General features: G+C 65.4%; 12 protein-coding genes and 1 CRISPR repeat array (1 of these 13 only partly in view). Of the genes, 3 read left to right on the top strand and 9 right to left on the bottom strand.

Annotated features, from left to right (window positions below; all coding sequences use genetic code 11):
- Positions 1-5,455: direct repeats of the CRISPR family, unit length 32 nt; unit sequence GTTTCAATCCACGCCCCTGCGTGAGGGGCGAC (it extends 15,693 nt beyond the left edge of the window).
- A 176-nt stretch (positions 5,456-5,631) separates the two neighbouring features.
- Genes cas2 through DEBA_RS08295 form a run of 7 tightly spaced genes read right to left on the bottom strand, consistent with a single transcriptional unit; the run spans position 5,632 to position 13,214 of the window.
- A complete protein-coding gene (gene cas2 / locus DEBA_RS08325) occupies positions 5,632-5,922 on the bottom strand; it encodes a CRISPR-associated endonuclease Cas2 (RefSeq protein WP_013258484.1) in 291 nt (96 codons plus the stop codon).
- Positions 5,923-5,931: 9 nt separating this feature from the next.
- Positions 5,932-6,966 carry a type I-C CRISPR-associated endonuclease Cas1c gene (cas1c, locus tag DEBA_RS08320; protein WP_013258483.1) on the bottom strand — a complete coding sequence of 345 codons (1,035 nt, stop codon included), beginning with the start codon at positions 6,964-6,966 and terminating at the stop codon, positions 5,932-5,934.
- A complete protein-coding gene (gene cas4 / locus DEBA_RS08315; protein ID WP_013258482.1) occupies positions 6,963-7,604 on the bottom strand; it encodes a CRISPR-associated protein Cas4 in 642 nt (213 codons plus the stop codon). Before cas4 ends, cas1c begins: the two co-directional genes overlap by 4 nt.
- A 4-nt stretch (positions 7,605-7,608) precedes the next feature.
- A complete protein-coding gene (gene cas7c, locus DEBA_RS08310; RefSeq protein WP_013258481.1) occupies positions 7,609-8,487 on the bottom strand; it encodes a type I-C CRISPR-associated protein Cas7/Csd2 in 879 nt (292 codons plus the stop codon).
- Between the two features lies 1 nt (position 8,488).
- Positions 8,489-10,285 (bottom strand): type I-C CRISPR-associated protein Cas8c/Csd1, encoded by a 1,797-nt coding sequence (cas8c, locus tag DEBA_RS08305; RefSeq protein ID WP_013258480.1) that lies wholly within the window; start codon positions 10,283-10,285, stop codon positions 8,489-8,491.
- Complete coding sequence (gene cas5c / locus DEBA_RS08300; protein ID WP_013258479.1) at positions 10,282-10,941, bottom strand: type I-C CRISPR-associated protein Cas5c; 660 nt, start codon at positions 10,939-10,941, stop codon at positions 10,282-10,284. The genes cas8c and cas5c overlap by 4 nt, the downstream gene beginning before the upstream one ends.
- 47 nt (positions 10,942-10,988) lie before the next feature.
- Positions 10,989-13,214: a CRISPR-associated helicase/endonuclease Cas3 gene (locus tag DEBA_RS08295; RefSeq protein ID WP_013258478.1), complete on the bottom strand. Its 2,226-nt coding sequence runs from the start codon at positions 13,212-13,214 to the stop codon at positions 10,989-10,991.
- Positions 13,215-13,497: 283 nt separating this feature from the next.
- Between DEBA_RS08295 and DEBA_RS08290 the strand changes: the two genes are divergently transcribed.
- The 3 genes from DEBA_RS08290 to DEBA_RS08280 all read left to right on the top strand — a co-directional run bounded on the left by DEBA_RS08290 (position 13,498) and on the right by DEBA_RS08280 (position 16,499).
- Entirely contained in the window at positions 13,498-13,824 is a 327-nt protein-coding gene (locus DEBA_RS08290) for an HdeA family protein (RefSeq protein ID WP_013258477.1), read from the top strand.
- Positions 13,825-13,902: 78 nt separating this feature from the next.
- Positions 13,903-15,171, top strand: a complete 1,269-nt coding sequence (locus DEBA_RS08285; RefSeq protein WP_013258476.1) for an ATP-binding protein — start codon at positions 13,903-13,905, stop codon at positions 15,169-15,171.
- Positions 15,168-16,499, top strand: coding sequence for a sigma-54-dependent transcriptional regulator (locus DEBA_RS08280; protein ID WP_013258475.1), 1,332 nt, complete (start codon positions 15,168-15,170; stop codon positions 16,497-16,499). Before DEBA_RS08285 ends, DEBA_RS08280 begins: the two co-directional genes overlap by 4 nt.
- Here the strand turns inward: DEBA_RS08280 and DEBA_RS08275 are convergent.
- Both DEBA_RS08275 and DEBA_RS08270 read right to left on the bottom strand, forming a co-directional pair.
- Positions 16,476-18,344 (bottom strand): ASKHA domain-containing protein, encoded by a 1,869-nt coding sequence (locus DEBA_RS08275; protein WP_013258474.1) that lies wholly within the window; start codon positions 18,342-18,344, stop codon positions 16,476-16,478. The two genes, DEBA_RS08280 and DEBA_RS08275, sit on opposite strands and share 24 nt — an antisense overlap.
- 142 nt (positions 18,345-18,486) lie before the next feature.
- Positions 18,487-19,395 (bottom strand): SphA family protein, encoded by a 909-nt coding sequence (locus DEBA_RS08270; protein ID WP_013258473.1) that lies wholly within the window; start codon positions 19,393-19,395, stop codon positions 18,487-18,489.
- Positions 19,396-19,488: the final 93 nt, after the last annotated feature.

The raw sequence follows: 19,488 nt of genomic DNA, 5'->3' as shown, positions 1-19,488 counted from the left end.
ATCCACGCCCCTGCGTGAGGGGCGACCGAGCGCACGGGCGGCATGCTGCTGGCCTTTCAGCGTTTCAATCCACGCCCCTGCGTGAGGGGCGACGACGGCACGTGGGTTTGCTCCGGCGAATGCTGGGAGTTTCAATCCACGCCCCTGCGTGAGGGGCGACCCGATGGCTACACGCAGGTCTTTCACCGCCTCTTGGTTTCAATCCACGCCCCTGCGTGAGGGGCGACACGAACACGACTGCCGGATGTATAGGAGGTCAAAACGTTTCAATCCACGCCCCTGCGTGAGGGGCGACCTATTTACATTGATGTTCAATCAAAGGATAAGGGTGTTTCAATCCACGCCCCTGCGTGAGGGGCGACTAACTTCGGTTGCGGAATCGGCGGCCGAATACAGGTGTTTCAATCCACGCCCCTGCGTGAGGGGCGACTTGGCGTCTTTGAATGACGTGATGAAAGATGCTGCGTTTCAATCCACGCCCCTGCGTGAGGGGGCGACCATGACCGGCCTGCGCGGAACACCGTCCGGAACCGTTTCAATCCACGCCCCTGCGTGAGGGGCGACGCCCCCTTCTTCATCTTCATCTTCATCTTCTCTTGTTTCAATCCACGCCCCTGCGTGAGGGGCGACTTATTCATTTTCATTTTCCCCATAATCTGAAATATGTTTCAATCCACGCCCCTGCGTGAGGGGCGACTTTTTGGGCATTTTTCGGCCGCATGGCGGAACAGTTTCAATCCACGCCCCTGCGTGAGGGGCGACCAACGCCGCGCCAGCGACACCTTCGCCGGCAACGAGTTTCAATCCACGCCCCTGCGTGAGGGGCGACGGAGCACCTGACCGACGCCGGCTGGCGGGTAGGCGTTTCAATCCACGCCCCTGCGTGAGGGGCGACCGAACTCCTCGCGGCTCACCAACACCCACTTGAAGTTTCAATCCACGCCCCTGCGTGAGGGGCGACCTCTGCTGGCAGAGGCCTTCGCCGCACGAACAAAGTTTCAATCCACGCCCCTGCGTGAGGGGCGACTGGCACGTCCCTGCTTGGTGTTTTGCAGGGGGCGGTTTCAATCCACGCCCCTGCGTGAGGGGCGACGGGTGGCACCCCCAGCGCCGATGAGGCAAGCCACAGTTTCAATCCACGCCCCTGCGTGAGGGGCGACGGTGCGCGACTTCCCCATCTTCACCCGGGCCGCGGTTTCAATCCACGCCCCTGCGTGAGGGGCGACGCGGTGGACGCCTATGCCGCCGCGAACCTGAAAAGTTTCAATCCACGCCCCTGCGTGAGGGGCGACACTAAACTTTTACACCGTCACCTGATGGAGCAACGTTTCAATCCACGCCCCTGCGTGAGGGGCGACCCATCGCGCGGCTGCTCGCGCGGCTGGAGGGTTGGTTTCAATCCACGCCCCTGCGTGAGGGGCGACTGAGGCTGATTTTTGATGCGCTGGCCAGTTCCTCGTTTCAATCCACGCCCCTGCGTGAGGGGCGACTCGCCCCCCTGCTGGGGGCGAAAACGGAGGAACAGTTTCAATCCACGCCCCTGCGTGAGGGGCGACTGGTGATCTTCTGAAGGTTCTGCTGGAAGTAGCCGTTTCAATCCACGCCCCTGCGTGAGGGGCGACCAGATATCCATGCGGCGGGCCGACGTCAGCGCCTGTTTCAATCCACGCCCCTGCGTGAGGGGCGACTCCATATTTATCTCTAAGTGCTTGATTTATATCTTGTTTCAATCCACGCCCCTGCGTGAGGGGCGACGCGAAGATCAAAACCCCCAAGCGTGTGTTCGTGGGTTTCAATCCACGCCCCTGCGTGAGGGGCGACTTGATCTTCATCCAGTCATCTCCATTGGGCCTAGTTTCAATCCACGCCCCTGCGTGAGGGGCGACCAAGACGGTGGCCACGAGCGTTGGCCTAAATCGAGTTTCAATCCACGCCCCTGCGTGAGGGGCGACCTATTAACGCACGATCGGTGAACGGAGGTCAACGCGTTTCAATCCACGCCCCTGCGTGAGGGGCGACTCGGCGCGGCGGTGACGGCGCAGCCGGCCAGACCAGTTTCAATCCACGCCCCTGCGTGAGGGGCGACCGGTGTTGTTGACGGCGGCCGCCTTGCTCACGTTGGTTTCAATCCACGCCCCTGCGTGAGGGGCGACTACACCAACACACTCAATAGATACGATTGGAACCGTTTCAATCCACGCCCCTGCGTGAGGGGCGACGGTCAGCTTTGGCTGGCCCCGCCGCTTTTCAATGCGTTTCAATCCACGCCCCTGCGTGAGGGGCGACCCGCATAGGGTGCCGCGATCGATCGACTCCCACATGTTTCAATCCACGCCCCTGCGTGAGGGGCGACGGGCAAGCGCGCCGGATTGAGCGCCCGGCTGATGTTTCAATCCACGCCCCTGCGTGAGGGGCGACCCGCCCAGCCCACGCCGCCGCCAACCCGCGCCGAGTTTCAATCCACGCCCCTGCGTGAGGGGCGACTTTCCAGCGCCAAGCTGGCCGCCGCCCCCGCCGCGGTTTCAATCCACGCCCCTGCGTGAGGGGCGACACATAGCAGTAATCACGTGTCAACAAAATACTACGTTTCAATCCACGCCCCTGCGTGAGGGGCGACCCAGCGCCCGCCGTCCTGGCGGGCGGGAAGGAGCGGTTTCAATCCACGCCCCTGCGTGAGGGGCGACCCGTCCTGGCCGCCAATCTGTGTTGGGCCGTGGGGTTTCAATCCACGCCCCTGCGTGAGGGGCGACTGGGCCGGCCCCACGAATTGGGGTCTTCCAGCGTTTCAATCCACGCCCCTGCGTGAGGGGCGACACCGCAATAAGTCAACCAATAATTACGATTAATCGGTTTCAATCCACGCCCCTGCGTGAGGGGCGACGGGGTCATGTCCAGGCTGTCGTGAATCTCGCGCAGTTTCAATCCACGCCCCTGCGTGAGGGGCGACCGCAGCCACTCCCGCATGGTGTCGGGGTGCACCCGTTTCAATCCACGCCCCTGCGTGAGGGGCGACTCAACCCGGCGTATCTGATCCAGAACGAACTGCAGTTTCAATCCACGCCCCTGCGTGAGGGGCGACGACCCGACCGCTTGGGCGTCGGCGAACGTGGCCGTTTCAATCCACGCCCCTGCGTGAGGGGCGACGGGTCTTGCATGTGCGACAGCGGAAATGCTGTCTCGTTTCAATCCACGCCCCTGCGTGAGGGGCGACCCGTTGGTGTTGTGATAGTTCTTGGTCTTGTTGTGTTTCAATCCACGCCCCTGCGTGAGGGGCGACGAGGCCGCCACCAATTGGCGCATTGTATACACGAGTTTCAATCCACGCCCCTGCGTGAGGGGCGACCGGCCGCGAAGTCGTCGTCATAGGGCTTACCATCGTTTCAATCCACGCCCCTGCGTGAGGGGCGACATTGAGGCCAGAGCCAGACGACCCCGTCCCGCCGTTTCAATCCACGCCCCTGCGTGAGGGGCGACTTAAGCATTTGTGGGTACACGACCCGATCGATCAGTTTCAATCCACGCCCCTGCGTGAGGGGCGACGTTTTCAAAGTCGATCAAGCGACACCCCAAACGCGTTTCAATCCACGCCCCTGCGTGAGGGGCGACGCCACCATGCAAGAGCTGGTGACGACCATGAAGGTTTCAATCCACGCCCCTGCGTGAGGGGCGACTGGATGTAATCGGTGGTCATCTTGACCCAGGCGTCGTTTCAATCCACGCCCCTGCGTGAGGGGCGACTGTCCGAAGTGCTGGCCGCCTCTGGCATGATGCCGTTTCAATCCACGCCCCTGCGTGAGGGGCGACTGCCGCCACGCGGCGGCCTCAACCACCGCCAAGTTTCAATCCACGCCCCTGCGTGAGGGGCGACGCGTCCACCAGCTTAAGCGGCTGCACCATCTTCGTTTCAATCCACGCCCCTGCGTGAGGGGCGACCCACCCTCGTCGGGCATGAGGTGGCACAACTCGTGTTTCAATCCACGCCCCTGCGTGAGGGGCGACATACCGGCTTGTGAAGGAGGCCAGCGCATGAAGAGTTTCAATCCACGCCCCTGCGTGAGGGGCGACGCGTTTGTCGCGCGGTCGGCGGCCGATCAGTTGGGTTTCAATCCACGCCCCTGCGTGAGGGGCGACCGGCTTTTATGCGCGCGCCGCAAGGGCGCGGGCTCCGTTTCAATCCACGCCCCTGCGTGAGGGGCGACCGAGCCTGCTGGGCCCGGCCTCGGCGGACGTGGCGTTTCAATCCACGCCCCTGCGTGAGGGGCGACTTGTCTCCATTCAGCTTATGGGCCACCTGATCGTTTCAATCCACGCCCCTGCGTGAGGGGCGACCGTAACATCTCACAGCAGGAGGCTCCCCTCTAAAGTTTCAATCCACGCCCCTGCGTGAGGGGCGACCCGGCGGTCGGGTCAAGGCCGCCAGGGGCTACCAGTTTCAATCCACGCCCCTGCGTGAGGGGCGACCTGATCGGCCGTCCCGCCCAGTACCAGTTAGGCGGGTTTCAATCCACGCCCCTGCGTGAGGGGCGACTTGCAGCCCGAGGAGGAGGGCTACACCGTCACCGGTTTCAATCCACGCCCCTGCGTGAGGGGCGACGCGGCACACACTGATTTGTACATCTGCTGGACCGTTTCAATCCACGCCCCTGCGTGAGGGGCGACCCGCAGCGCCGGCAACGTGTCGGCGTTGACGCTGGTTTCAATCCACGCCCCTGCGTGAGGGGCGACCAAGGGATGGGCCATCAGGGCCTTGCCAACGCCAGCGTTTCAATCCACGCCCCTGCGTGAGGGGCGACCTCAAGCCCGCCGCCAAGGCTGGCGACCTTCCAGTTTCAATCCACGCCCCTGCGTGAGGGGCGACGCCTGGGCGGCGCGCATGGCAGCGATTGAGACCCGGTTTCAATCCACGCCCCTGCGTGAGGGGCGACGCCATCGTGGCCGATCTGCTGAGCAGGATGGGGGTTTCAATCCACGCCCCTGCGTGAGGGGCGACACTGGGCCACGGATCGCCGCGAGGACCAGATATTGTTTCAATCCACGCCCCTGCGTGAGGGGCGACTGCATGCCGCGGCGTCCAGGCAGTGCGCACCAAAGTTTCAATCCACGCCCCTGCGTGAGGGGCGACCCGCCGGCACGGCCGCCGGCGGCAGAGTGTATCCGTTTCAATCCACGCCCCTGCGTGAGGGGCGACCCGGCTGCTGCGGGGCCTTCTCGTAGCCGCGGTGTTTCAATCCACGCCCCTGCGTGAGGGGCGACCGGCGACACGGCCAAGCTCAAGCAGATCGAGCTCGAGTTTCAATCCACGCCCCTGCGTGAGGGGCGACTCGAATGTCATCACCTGATACGCGCCGCAGTCCGGGGTTTCAATCCACGCCCCTGCGTGAGGGGCGACCCTGGACCTCTTTCAGGTCCGCCGTCAGGCTGGCGTTTCAATCCACGCCCCTGCGTGAGGGGCGACATACACCATCATAACACACTAAAACTTATGAACATATCAAGCCGAAACCGCGAACCGACATCATTCAGACGCAAAAAGCGGCCGCAGCAAAACAGCGCAACGCAAAACAGCCACGATTTCAGCTCAATAGCCATGCGCGAACCCACCGGCATTTTGCCCATCACTTGCGCTTCGCGCTAAAGCACCAGCGGCGCGTCAGGGTCCAAAACCGGCTTGGCCCCCACGTGCTCCACCCGCCGTCGCCAGTTGGCGCCCAAAAAATAGTAGCGCAGACTGTCGCGCTGCAAGTCCGCCTCACCCTCCAGCTTGGCCTTGAAACGCACCCACTGCGCCGGGTCCAACAGACACTCGAACACCGAATTTTGCACGCGCTCGCCATAATTCATGCAATGCCGCGCCACCCGCCGCAGACGCCGCTGGCCGCCCGGCGAAACCGTCTCCACGTCGTAGCAGACCAAAATCATCATCGGCCGCTCCTAGAACTTGTGAAAATGCGCCGGATAACCGGGCAGATCACCCCGGATATGCCGCGCCAGCAACATCGCCTGCACGTGCGGCAACAGGCCCAACGGGATTTTTTCGTCCAACACCGGGTGATGAATCTCTTTTTGTTTGCGCTCTTGATAGGCCACCAACAGGCCCTTGCGCGTGTCGTCATCCATGCGCACGCCGCCCGCCGGCTCGATGGCAAAGCCCTTGGCCCGCACCTGGCGCAGATTGATCAGGTTCAGCACCAGCCGATCGACCATCATCGGCCGCATCTCCTCCATCAGATCCAGGGCCAGGCTGGGCCGGCCAGGGCGGTCGCGGTGCAGAAAGCCAACTTGCGGATCCAACCCAACCGCCTGGCACGCGCCGGAAATGTCGTGGGCCAGCAGCGTATAGGCGAACGAAAGCAAGGCGTTGACCGCGTCACGCGGCGGGCGGCGATTGCGCCCGTTAAAGGCGAAGCCATCGCCCTGGGCGCTGATCAGCCGGCCAAACACGCCAAAATAGGCGGCCGCGCCCTCGCCTTCCAGGCCCCGCGTCTCCTCCAGCGATTGCGCGCCCTCCAGCCGGCGCAGCACCTGGGCCAGCCGATCGGCGGCCAGGGCCAGGGCCTCGGCGTCGGCCTCCAGGGTTTGATCGCGGGCCGCCCGCCGCAGCAATCCCCGGCAGTTGACCAGCTTGGCCGCCACCACTGCTTGGGCGATGTTGTTGGCCGCCTTGTCGTCGTCGGCCAGGCGAAACTGGGCCCGGCGCAGCAAGACATTGCCCGAGACCGGCCCGCGCACCTGGGCCAGGAAACGGCCGTTGGGCGAAAGCAGGCTCAGGGCCACATCGTTTTCGGCGCAAAAGGCCATGGCCTGGGGCGTTATGTACGAGCGGCCCAGGCTGATCACCCCGCCCAGCATGTGCACGGGCTTGCGCAAGAGCACTTCATTGCCCTGCTTGACCAAAAGGCTCTGGCCGTCCTTGACCAATTGCAAGTCGTCACGGGTCAGAAACAGCGTGTTCAGCAGGTGCTTCATGGCTCCTCCAAGGCTCGGCTGATCTTGCGCGCCAGCCAGGCGGCCGAACCCAGGCCCGTGCCGCAGATGGCGGGCAGGCAGGCCTGGCGCAGCGAGCATTGTGGGCAGCGCTTGTCGTTGGGCGGCGGTGGCGTGCGGCCCAGGCGCAGCATGGCCCGCACCTGGGCGATGGTGGCGATGGTCTGGCCGCGCAGGGCCGCGTCAAAATCCACGTCTTGCCGGCGACGGCTTTGGCCGTAAAAAAGCGCCCCAGCGGCGATATGTTGGCCCAGCATTTCCTCCAGGCACAGGGCCTGGGCGCAAAGCTGCGCGCGGTCGGCGGCGTGATCCTTACTCCGGCCGCGTTTGTACTCCACCGGAAAGGCTAGCCAGTGGCCGTCAGCCCGATGAAACTCCACCACATCGGCCACGCCCACCAGGCCGTGGGCCTCGGAGCGCAGGGACAGGCCGCGCGCGATGCGGACCTGTCCCCGCGTTTCATAGCCGGCCTCGTGGGCCTTTTCGTGCAGCAGCCGGCCCTCGGCGGTGAAGCGATTCTCGGCCCAGACCCGCTCCAGGTAGATCAAGCCGCATTGGCGCGGGCAATAGATCCAGTGCTGCAAGGCGCTCAGCGGCACGAGGTCGGCTTCGTCCCACATGGCCCTAGAGCATCTCTTCCACGGTCACGCCCTGGGGCAGGCCGGCGCGGTCGACGCTCACCTGGTAGTCGCCGAAAGACCGGGCCGGCGCTTTGGCCTCGGCGTCTTTACGCGCCACGCGCACCAGGTCGAAGAGCTTCTGGGCCGGGGCGCTGCCCAAGCGCGAATCGTGCTTGAAGACATAGAGCCGCCGGGCGCTCATCTTGCCCCGGGCCGCCGAGCGGTCGTGCTCGAACATGTTGCACAGCGCCTCCCACAAAAGCTCCAGGTCGTCGGGGCCAAAGCCGGTCTGCTGGGCCAGCGGGGCCGAGACATAGCCTTCGCCGCGATAAAGGGCGTAGGGCACGATGTGCTTGCGGCCCATGGTGCGCTCTTTTTGCAGATCGGCCTCGTTGGTCACGGCCATGCGGGTGATGCTGATCTCCATGGGCAGGATGGGCTCGACGCTGCGCGAGAAGTTGAACTGCACCGGCCCGCGCACCTGGCCGGCGTTGATCTCGGTGCTCATGACCGCGCCAAAGGTGCGGATATCGTAAAAATTGTCGCACATCCAGCGGGTGATTTTCTGGGCTTCCTCTTGCTTTTTGGGCAGCTTCTTTTTGTCGGGCCGCTCGATGTCGGGGTTGTTGACATAGGCCAGCTCGTGGAGCTGATTGAGCAGGGCTTTTTCCTTGACGTAGATCTTGAAGCCGGCGGCTTCTTCCTTGGCCAACTGCACGTAATTGCGCACCTTGCGCTTGAGGCACACGTCGGTGACCAGGCCGTGGTTGGTCTCGGGGTCCAGGCGGGGCATGTTGCCGGCGTCGGGGTCGCCGTTGGGGTTGCCGTTTTCCACGTCGAACAGATAGACAAACTCGTAGCGATTTTCCAGAACCTGGCTCATGTTATTCCTCCTCGTCCCGTTGGCCGGCTTGATCTTGGCTGGCGGATTCTTTTGATTTTTTAGCAAACAGGTCAACGACTTGGTGGTAGTAACCCAGGAAGAAGTAGCCCTGTTGCTCCATGCTCAACGTCTTGGGAAACGCATCGATGTCGTTTAGTATTTCCTTGATGCGCTCGTCATACTTCCAACCCCAGTCGCTTTTTTTAATATGGGCCTGGGCCAAGCGCAAAAGCTGGGGAAAAGTGGCCTGCGGCGCGCTGGAGGCCGAAGACATGTAGCGATCGCGAATGGTCGAATTGACGCCGGGAATGGCGTCGGCCTGCAATTTTTCCAGCACGGCGAACAGCCGGCCCAACAGATAGGCCGGAGTCTTGTTTTCGATGTCCAAGCTCACTTTGACCTCCATGATCGGGGAATCGTTGGCGTGGGATTTGTCCAGCCGCCGCCGGCGGCAAAAATAGGCCTTGAGCAGGGCCGCGCGTAGGTAGCCCATATCGCCGTCGGCGCGGACGCGGCCGATCAGCGCGGCCAGCAGGCTGCTCGGCAAGGCCGAGCCCTCGAAGACGGCCCGCGCCACCTCGCCGGCCAGTTGGGCCGGGATGTTTTCGGCCTTGCCCTGGACGGCGGTCTGGCGCAGCAAAAGCCACAGCGGCGGATATTCGGGCTGATTATCGTATTGACGAACGATGGTTATATCGTCGAGGTATTCGCCCAGACGCCGTTCCATCTGCCCCACGCTGCTGGCATGCCAAAAGCGCACCGCAATCCGCGAGGCGTTGGGCGATAGGCCCAATATATAGAATGGATTGCGGGCCTCGGGCGCGTCGTCGGGCACGCCGTCGCGGGCGGCTTTGAGGAACAAGCCCACATTATCGGTCAGTGACGAGTCTTCCGCTTCGTGGTCGTCATCATCGGCCTTCTCGGGCGAGGCGCCAAACAACGAGCCCAAGGTGTCTTCCAGCTTCGAGGCCTTTTCGCTCCAAAAAACCGTGGAGGCGTCGCCGATCTGGATGCGCTGCTTGCTACCCTCGGCCAACAGATTATTCAGGGCCGTGGTGTAGGCAAAGGTCGCGGCCTCGCCCACCGGCGCGTTGTAGCTTTGGCTCTTGCCATAAGAGGCAAAAGCATCCAGGTTGAACGAAACCAGATTGGCCCCCGAGCTTTGCGCGCCCCAGACGCCCTTGATGGCCGGATGCAGCCGGGCCAGCGGGCCCATCTCGCCGCTGACCAGGCATTGGCCTTCGAGGGCGTCGGGGTTTTTCAGGCAGTGGGCCAACCAGGCTTCCTTTATCGCCGGCCTTTCGTGGATATAGCCCCGTTGGCCATCCAGAACAAAAACCAGGTTTTGGTCGCAAACATCCTTCCACAACGCATCGCCGGGCAGCGCGGGCTCGGGCGTGGGCCGCCAGCGCTCCAGAAAGACCAGCACGGCCCGCGCGCCGGCGTCGTCCAGTTCGGCCAGCAGTTGGCGGCAAAGCGCCTTGAAGACCTGGTGGGTCTGGGCCGTGCGCTCCAGCTTGCCCTTGCCGTCGACGCCCAGCACGTAGCCGGTGTTGTCCCAGAGGAAATTGGCGGCCACGCCCACGGTGCGCTTGACGGCCTGGGGCGTTTGCAGGGGCCTGGGCGCGAGCTTTTTGCCCTTTTGCTCGCGCAGATCGTGCACGTCGACCAACTCGCCATCGGCGCTCAGCACCAGGGCGAAGCTGATCTTGGCCAGGCCAAAACCGGGCAGTGGCACGTCACGGCGGGGGTCGCGCGTCAGGCGCTCATAATATTTTCGCAACGCTTGCAGGATCACGGCCGCCCCTCCATGGCCTCCGGCGGCGGGACCGCCAGCACACCGTCGTTGAGCACGGCGCGGAAAAAGCGCGGCATGGGCTCGTGACCGCCAAAATCGATGTCCCACAGCATCAGGCCCAGGTCTTTTTCACCGCGCAGGGGCGAGGGTGGGATATCGCCATCCAGCGGGGCGAACCAGGCGGCGAACTCGCGGCAACCCAGGTAAGGCCGGTGGAAGCACTGACCCTTTTCCAGGCGGCGATTGAAGATGTCCAGGTGCTTGCCTTCGTTGTTGTCGGCCTCGGAGGTGAATTCGAAACGCGCCTCGATGACGTATTCCACATCCCTGAGGATGGCCGCGGCGCGCTGCTGGCGCTCTTCCTCGATGAAAACGCCCATGGCCTCGCCCTCCGAGACGGCGCGCTTGATGGCCGCGCCGGAGACGCTCATCTTGCAGCCCAGCTCGTTGCGCCGTAGGTTGGTGAAGCGAATGTCGCGCAGCACGTGGATGCGCTCTACTATCCAGCGGATGCTGGGTTTCCAGTGAATGGCCTCCAGGATCCCCCTGGCGGCCGAGGGCGTCATCACCTCATACGACACCCTCTCGACCTTCATTTCCGGCCGGGTGAAGCAGGCGTAATCGCCGCCCACCCGCAGGGCCACGCCCTTGCTCATAGGCATCCTCCCGTTTTTTCGCTGAATGAATCAAACCAGGACGGGTTTCAATAATATGTCTTGTTGGGATCGCCTGGCGCGTCAAGGTCGATATCCAGGCCCACGTCATCGCGGTAGAGCGCTGGCTCTTCCAGCACGGCCAGACCGCCCTCCACCACCCGCGAAACCGCGCCCTTGCGCTCCAGTTGCCCGATCTCGTGATCGTAGATCTGCACCAGCCAGGGCTGGGCCCGGCGCAGAAAAAGCCCGGGGTTGGGCGCGTGGCGCAGGCCGTCAACGATTCTCCGGCGCAGGTTTTCGTCGCAGACCAACAGTGGCTGACCGGGGCTGTCGAAATACTTGAACAAATCGGCCACGGTGGCGAAGGGAAAGTCGGCGTTCTTTGCCCCTGGGGCCAACTCGGCCAAGATATCACCCACGTCTAGCCGGTCTTTGTGCCGGTGATACAGCCCCGCGAAATAGTCGCCGATGTTGGCCAACGACAAAAGGTCGTCGCCCGCCGCGCAACGGCGCAGCACCCCGCGGCCCTCCTCCATCGGCGCGATCAGGCTGTGGGGCGGCTTATATTCTTGTTTGTCACAATCAAACACGTGCAGCAGGCCCAGCTCGGCCAGGCGGCCCTCGCGGTTGCAGCGGCCGGCGGCCTGGGCCAGCGAATCCAGGCCGGCCATGGCCCGGTAAACGTGGGGGAAGTCCACGTCCACGCCAGCCTCCACCAGCTGGGTGCTGACTGCCAGGCAAGGCCGTCCGGCGGCCAGATCGGCGCGGATCGCCTCCAGCTTGGCCCGGCGGTGGGTGGCGTGCATCAGGGTGCTCAAATGATAAACCTGGCCCGTGGGCCGCCCGGCGGCCAGCCGGCGAAAGACGTCGCGGGCGTGGCGGCGGGTGTTGACCACGCACAAGACTTGATCGTGGGCGGCCAGGCGGCCAGCCAGTTCGTCGGCGGAGAGCATGCCCTCCAACACCACCCTCACCCGCCGGAACTCGTCGTAAAGCCGCTCCGGGTCGGGGGCCAGCTCGCGCGGGCGCATGGCCAGGGAGTCGAAGGTCTCGGCGTCGCCAAAGGCCGGCTGGGTGGCCGTGCAGAGCACCACGCTGCAACCATAATTCAGCGTCAGCTCGCGCAGGGCCGCCAGGCAAGGCCGCAGTTGGTCGCGGGGCAGCATCTGCGCCTCGTCGAGGATGATCACGCTGCCGGCGATGTTGTGCAACTTGCGGCACTTGCCCGGCTTGTTGGCGAACAGCGATTCGAAAAACTGCACGTTGGTGGTGATCACCAGCGGCGCGTCCCAGTTTTCGGCGGCCAGGTCGCCGCGCCGGAAGGCCGCGCCGTCGTCTTTCTGGTCGTCGTTGACGGGCAGGCTGGAGTGATGCTCCAACACGGCGTCGTCGCCCAGGGCGTCGCGCATCACGCTGGCGTTCTGGTCGATGATGCTGGTGTAGGGGATCACGTAAATGACCCGGCGCAGGCCGTGCCCGTGGGCGTGGCGCAGGGCGAAGGCCAGCGACGAATAGGTCTTGCCGCCGCCGGTGGGCACGGTCAGCGAAAACAGGCCCGGCGGCTGATCGGCGGCGGCCAGGCAAGCGTCGAGGATCTCGTTGCGGCGCTTGTTGAGCGGCGAGGCCGCGGCCTTGGCCCGCAGCCCGGCCAAAAAGGCCTCCAACCGGGTCCATAGCTGATCGACGTCGGGCCAGCCGTCGCGCCAGGCGGCCTTGTCCGGGCTGGTGAAGCGCTCGGAATCCAGGCGGTCGGCGTCGACCAAGCACGAAAAAATCATCCGCGCGAAAAAGGCCGCCTGAAAACCGCTTCGCTCGTCGTCGCGCTTGAGCGGCGGCGCGACCAGCGACAAATCGGCCAGCAAGCGCGGGTCGAAACGCTCGTATGGTTCGATCTGGCGTTTGCGACGGCTTTCGCCCAAACGGCTGACCAAATCGGATGGCGAGCCATCATTGCCGTTGGCCAAACCGGCGTGGTGGCCGGCGATGGCGTAGGCCAGCAGCTTGCCCCAGCCAGGGCCGAACAGCGCCCGCGCCCGCCGGGCCCCGGCCGTGGAGTGATCGACCTTTGGGCCGCCGCGCAGCCGCCGTTGAAAGGCCTCGGAATATTTGCCCAGATCGTGCAGCAGCCCCGCCGCCCGGCCCCACGGCCCCGCGCCAAAGGCCAAGGCCATGCGCCCGGCCTCCTCGGCCACGTTGGTCAGGTGCTCCTCGATGGTTTGCCACTGATCCTCGGGCGCGCCGTCCTTGGGCCGCGCGTAAAACTCGCCCGCCATTCATCCCCCCTTTTTTGCGCGCGCGGCCACGCCCGGCGACGGGCGACATTGCCCGCCACGGCCCACCGCGCTGACGTTTGGGTGACTAACTTGCCGCGCCGCTATTATCATATACTTTTGTTGATCATGACAATGTTTTTTTATGGGGGCGGGCCAAGGCGCGGCGGCCGGCGATAAGCATTGACTTTGGGCCTGGCATGATGAACATTGAATCGAGTGCGGTTTTTATTTGAACAGCGCCTGCCAATTGACCGTTACGCATAATTTAAGAAAGCGAAAAACAATGAAAAAGATCGTGGCGCTTGTCATGTGTCTGAGTCTGTTGGCGATTTTTTCCTCGGCGGCAATGGCCCAAAAGCAAAACGTCGACGACGTGGACTTCGGGGCCCTCACCTGCCAGGACTTCATCATGGGCCTGGCCAAGAGTGACGAGGAGACCGCCGGCCTGGTCCTGTTGTGGTTGGACGGCTACCTGAGCGGCGTTTCGGGCGATACGGTCATTCGTTGGCAGACCATCGACGATTTCTCCAACAACATCGTCGACGCCTGCGGCAACCAACCCGATCGCAACCTGCTGGAAGTGGCCAAGGAAATCGGCATCTCCGAATAACCGGCCCCCCAACGGCCAGGCATTCGCTCCCCGGCCCCGCGCCGGCGAACGAAGCCGGCCGACAACGAGCCTTTATCCGTGAAAACGCCCGCCATACTGACGACATACCGCACGCCAATCATCGTCACCATCCTGATGGTCAGCGCCCTTTTTCTGTGGGCCTGGCACCGCTGGAGCGACATCAACCAGACCTTTGACCGCCTGGCCCACCAGCGCGTCATGGGCCTGGTCGACGCCATGGACGGCGCTTTCGCGGCGCTGGCCGAATACAAGCCGGAAAACCGCACGCAAGCCAACAATCTGCTCAAAAGCTTCATCAGCGCCTCGCCCATCAGCTTTGTCGAGCTGCGCCAAGGCGACGAGGCGATTTTCAGCGCCGGCGGCGGCCCCCGCCCTCAAAATCTGCCCACCCCTGAAGGCGACATGACCGTCGACGGCCGCCTGTTGATCTGGCGCAGGCTTCATCTGCCCGGCCACGACCCGGCCGGCCAAACCTTGCTGGTGGGCTTTCGCCCGCCGCCGGAACGCCCTGGCCATCCCCGCGCCATCACGGCGCTTTTCATCACCGTAACCATCGCCCTGTGCTTCATCGTAGCCAGTCTGGCGGCCTGGGTCATGGCCATTCGCGGGGCGCTTTTGGCCGAGCAGCTCAAGGCCGAACGAGCCCGCCGCGAACACCTCGAAGACCTTGGCCTGGCCGCCGCCGGCCTGGCCCATGAGACCAAAAACCCCCTGGGCATCATCCTGGGCCTGGCCCAGCAGATCGCCGACCAGCCCGATCAGCCGGCTCAAAGCCGCCAGATGCTCATCGACATCATCGACGAGGCCGACAAGGCCAGCGCCCGCTTGGGCGGCTTCATGACCTTCGCCAGCCGACGACAACCCAACATCGCCCCGGTCGACTTGGCCGCCCTGGCCGAAAAAGTCACCCAGCTCATCAAGCCCGACCTGGAGGCCGCCGGGGTCGTCACGCGCATCGACTGCCCGCCTTGGCCCATCCTGGCCGACGAAGAGATGCTGCGCCAGGTGCTGGTCAACCTGTTGCTCAACAGCCTGCGCGCCTCCCGGCCCGGTGATGAGATAAGCGTCGCCCTAGTCCGCCAGGGCGAGACGGCCACGCTTATGGTCAAGGATCGCGGCGCGGGCGTGCCATCCGATCTTTTGCCAAAGATATTCAAGCCATATGTATCTGGTGACGCCTCTGGTCATGGCCTGGGCCTGGCCATTGTCAAGCGTTTTGTCGAGGAGCACGGCTGGAGCGTGGCCATGGAATCGCAACCGGGCCAGGGCGCGACGGTGACGATCCAGGGCGTCAAACCGGCCCCGGGCCGAGGCGAGGGCCAGTGAGTAAACTGGTGCTGATCGTCGATGACGAGGCGGGCTATCGCCAGCTTTACGCCCAGGCCCTGTCCAGGGCCGGCTACGAAACCATCGCCGCCGCCGATGGCCTCCAGGCCCTGCAAATGATCGAAGCCAAACGGCCGGAGCTGGTGCTCTGCGACGTGCGCCTGCCCGGCCTGGACGGCCTGGAGCTATTGCGCCGCGGCCGCCGCGAGCGCCCGGACCTGCCATTTTTGCTGATAACCGCCCATGCCGAGGTGGGCCAGGCCGTGCGCGCCCTCAAGCTGGGCGCGGTGGATTACCTGGCCAAGCCGGTCGACAGCGACCAACTCTTGGCCGCCGTGGCCGAGGTCGTCGGCCCGGCCGAGCAAACCGCCGACGACGACCTGCCGCCCCAGGCCCTGCACGGCCTGGTGGCCCAGGCCCCGGCCTGGCGGGCGGCCCTGGCCCAGGCCCTGAAGGCCGCCGCCAGCACGGCCAGCGTGCTGATCACCGGTGAAAGCGGCGCGGGCAAGGAGGTGCTGGCCCGCTTGATCCATCGCCACAGCCCGCGCGCCGCCAAGCCCCTGGTGGCCGTCAACTGTGCGGCCATCCCGGCCGGCCTGCTGGCCAGCGAACTTTTCGGCCACGAACGCGGCTCTTTCACCGGCGCATCGGCCCGGCGGCTGGGCCGCTTTCGCGAGGCCGACGGCGGCACGCTGTTTTTGGATGAAATCGGCGACATGCCCCTGGAGTTGCAGCCGGCCCTGTTGCGGGCCATCGAGACCGGCCGGGTGACGCCGGTGGGCGGCGACCGCGAGCTGGCCTCGGATTTTCGGCTGATCGCCGCCACCAACCACGACATCCAGGCCGAGGCGGCGGCGGGGCGTTTTCGGCAAGACCTCTATTATCGGCTCAACGTGGTGGCCATCGAAGCGCCGCCCCTGCGCCAGCGGCCCGAGGACATCCTGCCCCTGGCGCGACGTTTTTTGGCCGGCGGCGACAAACGCCTTTCGCGGGCGGCGGCCCAAGCCCTGCAAGCCCACCACTGGCCCGGCAACGTGCGCGAGTTGGCCAACGCCATGGAGCGAGCCGGCCTGCTCAGCCAGACCGACGTGATCCTGCCCGAGCACCTGCCCCCGGCCGTGCGCCAGGGCGCGGCAAGCGCGTCGCCCGGCCCAGCGCCGCCGGCAACAGCCACGCCGCCGGCCGTCAAGACCTTGGAGCAAAGCGAGGTGGAGGCCATCCGCCTGGCCTTGGCCCAGACCGGCGGCAACCGCACCAAGGCGGCCGATATCCTGGGCATCACCCGGCGGGGGTTGATCTACAAACTAAAGCGCCTGGGCCTGGACTGAGCGGTCGGCCAGGGCGGGAAAGGCCAAGTTGCGGGCGAACAGGCCGTTGAAGCGGCTTTCGCCTGTCAACTCCACGTATTGGGCCTTGGCCGGGATGGCCAGGGCGCGGCGGCGGGCGGCCATGTCCAGCAGTGCCCAGCGCGCGCCCACGCCGGCGGCGTTGCCCACCTGGCGATAGACCGCGCCGGCCACGTCGGGGATCAAACCCATGGCCTTGGCGTTTTCCACCCCGAAATTGCTGCCGAAGGAACCGGCCAGCACCACCTCCTCCAGGTCGCTTTCGCTCAGGCCGGCCAGGGCCAGAAGCGTCTGCCCCGCCGCGCGGATGGCCGCCTTGGCCAGTTGCACCTGGCCGATATCGGCCTGGCTGATGGCCACCTCCGCGCCGTGGGCCGACTGATCGGCCCCAGCCAGCACGAAGCGTGCGCCCGTGCCGTCGACGCGCACCAACGGGTGGCCGCGGTCCAGGTGGCCCAGCTTGTTGATCAGGCCGTGGCGGTTGAGCTCGGCCACGGCGTCGATGACGCCCGAGCCGCAGACGCCGGCCGGCGGCGAGCCGTCGATGGTCTGGACCGCCAAGCGTCCGCCCTCGACGCCAACGCGATGGATGGCACCGGCCATGGCCCGCATGCCCGCGCTGAGGTGGGCGCCCTCGAAGGTGGGGCCCGAGGGCGCCGAGGCGATGAGCAGCGGCTTGTCGCGGCCGGGCACGCTCAGGGTCACCTCGGTGTTGGTGCCGATATCCAGGCCCAGCCGACAGCGCTCGGCCCCGTCCAGGCCCGCGCCCATGATCATGGCCACGTTGTCGGAGCCGACAAAGCCGCCCACCAGCGGCGGCAGGTGGACGAGCGCCCCCGGGGCCAGGCGCAGGCCCAGACGTTCGGCCGGCAGATCCAGGGGTTGATCCAGGCAGGCCACGAAGGGCGGCGCGGCCAGTTGGGCCAGGGGCAGGCCAAGGAAAAGATGAGTCATGACGCTATTGCCCACCAGGCTCATGGCCATGACGCGCTGGCGTTCAACGCCGGCCTGGCGGGTCATCTCGCCGGCCAGATCGTCGATGGCCTGGCGGATCATCGCCGTCAAGCGCCGGCCGTCGTCGGGCTTGGCGATGGCCCGTTGCAGGCGGGTGACCACGTCGGCCCCGAAGCTGGCCTGGGGGTTGAGCATGCCCTTGGCCGCCAGGATGGCCCCGTTTTCCATGTCGCAGAGATAGGCCGCCAGCTTGGTCGAGCCCAGGTCCACGGCCAGGCCCAGGGCCGGCTGACCCCACGGCCCCACGCCCACCACGCGCCGACCGCGCAAAACCGCCCGCAGACGCCAGCCCGCCTCGCGGGCCAGGCGCGAGAGCTGCCCGGCGGCCAGTGGATCGTCGAGGCGGGCCTCGGGCCGACCGGCGGCGGCGAGCGCGTCCTCCAGGCGGCGCTGGTCGGAGCGCGGGTCTTGCAGGCTGGGGGCCGGGAGATGCAGATCAATGCCGTTCAGCGCCGGCTCGGTCATGGCCGGCGGGCCGTCCTCGTCGCCCTCGATGCGCCAGGCCTTGGCGTCCAGGCGCTCGGGCTCGGGCAGGCGCACGTTCAACTCCCCGGCCACCCTGGCCTGACAGGCCAGGCGATGGCCCCGCGCCAACAGCGCCGGGTCGATCTGCTTGGCCTCCTCGGGCTCCACGGCCGAGACCGCGCCCTCCACCCAGACCAGGCAGCGGCCGCACAGGCCCTTGCCGCCACAGTCCATGGCCAGGCTCAGGCCGGCCTCGACAAGCACGTCGGACAATTTGGCCCCCAGAGGCGCGATGATCGTGGGGCCATCGGGCAAGACGTGAACCGTTGCGCTGGTTTGGGCTGGCAAGTCGATCCTCCGGGGGGCTGGATGGCGGGGCGGAGAGAAGAGATTCCGGTTGGTTGGCAAAGGAGGGACAATCCTCCCCGCCCCGCTTTTTCTCAACTGAGCGGCGCGAGGCCAAAGCGGCCCCGCGCGCCGTGCCGGCCCTTTAGAAAGAGCCGATCAAGGTCAGACACAACGTCTGGCCCTCGCTGGTGGCCTCCGTGCCATACTCGAACAGGTAGCGCAGATAGGCCTGCAACACCAGCGGCTTGAGCAGCGTGAAATGGATCTCCGGGCCCACGGCGTTGGAGCGGGCGCGGACGTCGTCGTTGGTCGTGCCGCTGTTGTCGGTCAGTTGCAGGTTGGTGTAGCCCGAAACGCCGAACTGGAACAGCAGATCCCGACTGAGGGAAATGGTCTTGCCCGCGCCGTACTCGGCCACGACGTTGGCCCCCTGGGTCACGTCGCTGTCGCGGGATTCGGTGTTTTGCAGCCAGCGGGTGAGCAGCGAGACCGACCAGGTGCGGGCCTGGTCAAAGTAGTAGGTCGCGCCCAGGGTCTCCATGAACGACCAGTAGCCCAGGCCGGGCGAGGCCGACCCGCCGCTGTCGGCGGTGGGGGCGTAGAAGCCCAGGGCGAAGGCCACGTCCCATTGGGGCTTGCGCCAGGCCAGCACGAAGGGCTCGAAGTAGAGGTCGCCAATGCCGAACTGGCTGTCGTCGACGCCGGCGGCGCGGATCTCGATGTTGGTCGAGACCAGGGGCACGATCATGTCGAAGCCGAACTCGGCGCCCAGGAACTTGTAGTCGGTCATGTAGGTGAACTGATGGGCGCTGGCGAAGACGTTGAGGTCCAGGCCGACGTTGGACTCGTTGCCGTTGTCGTCGATCATGGTGTCGGCGTTGTAGAAAATGTTGTAGATGGTGTAGTGAAAGCCCGGCGGCGGCAGGGTGGCCGCGCCAAGGCCCAGCGCGCCGGGGGTGTAGTGGCCAAAGGCCATGGCCGCGCCGGAGGCGGCCAGCACCAGCGCCGCCGCGGCGACGCCCAGGGCCATCTTCTTTATCGCGTTGATCATCTCTAACCCTCTCTCTCCCGTGTTGATCTTGCCGCGTTCAGGCTGGTGGTCGGAATCGCCAACCGACGCCCAGCCCCCTTGACCCGGCTTATC

The organism is Desulfarculus baarsii DSM 2075 (assembly GCF_000143965.1).
GTDB classification, from domain to species: Bacteria; Desulfobacterota; Desulfarculia; order Desulfarculales; family Desulfarculaceae; genus Desulfarculus; species Desulfarculus baarsii.
Note: the sequence above shows the minus strand (reverse complement) of the source record. Positions and strands in the feature narration are given on the sequence as shown.

What these genes read in the sequence shown, in the direction of transcription:
- cas1c (WP_013258483.1), bottom strand. Translation starts at nt 6,966, where the DNA reads ATGAAGCACCTGCTGAACACGCTGTTTCTGACCCGTGACGACTTGCAA.
- DEBA_RS08295 (WP_013258478.1), bottom strand. Translation starts at nt 13,214, where the DNA reads ATGGCGGGCGAGTTTTACGCGCGGCCCAAGGACGGCGCGCCCGAGGAT.
- cas2 (WP_013258484.1), bottom strand. Translation starts at nt 5,922, where the DNA reads ATGATGATTTTGGTCTGCTACGACGTGGAGACGGTTTCGCCGGGCGGC.
- cas4 (WP_013258482.1), bottom strand. Translation starts at nt 7,604, where the DNA reads ATGTGGGACGAAGCCGACCTCGTGCCGCTGAGCGCCTTGCAGCACTGG.
- cas7c (WP_013258481.1), bottom strand. Translation starts at nt 8,487, where the DNA reads ATGAGCCAGGTTCTGGAAAATCGCTACGAGTTTGTCTATCTGTTCGAC.
- DEBA_RS08270 (WP_013258473.1), bottom strand. Translation starts at nt 19,395, where the DNA reads ATGATCAACGCGATAAAGAAGATGGCCCTGGGCGTCGCCGCGGCGGCG.
- DEBA_RS08290 (WP_013258477.1), top strand. Translation starts at nt 13,498, where the DNA reads ATGAAAAAGATCGTGGCGCTTGTCATGTGTCTGAGTCTGTTGGCGATT.
- cas5c (WP_013258479.1), bottom strand. Translation starts at nt 10,941, where the DNA reads ATGAGCAAGGGCGTGGCCCTGCGGGTGGGCGGCGATTACGCCTGCTTC.